Annotated in this window: 1 protein-coding gene; it reads left to right on the forward strand. The window is 69.6% G+C overall.

Annotated elements, in window-relative coordinates; translation table 11 throughout:
• Positions 1-851 (forward strand): MFS transporter (locus ABEB12_RS24130; protein WP_345703105.1); only part of this gene is annotated, 851 nt, incomplete at both ends.

Consider the following 851-nt stretch of genomic DNA (forward strand, 5'->3'; position numbering starts at 1 on the left):
CGCCCGCCCGGTGGGAGCGGCGGTGTTCGGGCACTACGGCGACCGGGTGGGCCGCAAGGCGACCTTGGTCAGCACGCTGCTGCTGATGGGTGTGGCCACCACGCTGATCGGGCTGTTGCCCGGCTACGCGACGATGGGCGTGGTCGCGCCGATCGTGCTCACCCTGCTGCGGGTCGCGCAGGGCATCGGGGTGGGCGGCGAGTGGGGTGGCTCGGTGCTGCTGTCCATGGAGTGGGGCGCCGAGCGCCGCCGGGGTCTGATGGCCAGCATGCCGCAGCTGGGCGTGCCGATCGGCTTGCTGCTGTCCACCGGCGCGGTACAGGCGAGCAGTGCGCTGTCCGGGCCCGGGTTCCTCAGCTGGGGGTGGCGGCTGCCGTTCCTGTTCAGCGTGGTGCTCATCGCGCTGGGTCTGTGGGTGCGGCTGCGGGTCATGGAGAGCCCGGACTTCGCCGAGGTCAAGCAGCGTCGCGCGGTGGAGCGCACCCCGGTGTGGGAAGCGATTCGGCGACACCCCCGGGAGATCCTCACTTCGGCGTTCGTACGGTTGTCCGAGCAGGCGCCGTTCTACCTGTTCATCACCTTCGTACTGACCTACGGCACCAAACAGCTGGGGCTCCCCCGGGGCCAACTGCTCAACGACACCATGGTCGCCGCCGCGCTCGGGCTGGTCAGCGTGCCACTGTTCGGACACCTGTCCGACCGGTTCGGCCGCAAACTGGTGTACGGCATCGGCGTGGTGTGCACCGGGCTGTACGCATTCCCGTACTTCCAGCTGCTGGACACCCGTTCCTCCGGGCTGGTGCTGCTGGCCATCGTCATCTCGCTGGTGGTGCACGACGTCCAGTACGGGC

It is taken from the genome of Actinospineispora eucalypti (assembly GCF_039543365.1).
Lineage (GTDB): Bacteria > Actinomycetota > Actinomycetes > Mycobacteriales > Pseudonocardiaceae > Pseudonocardia > Pseudonocardia eucalypti.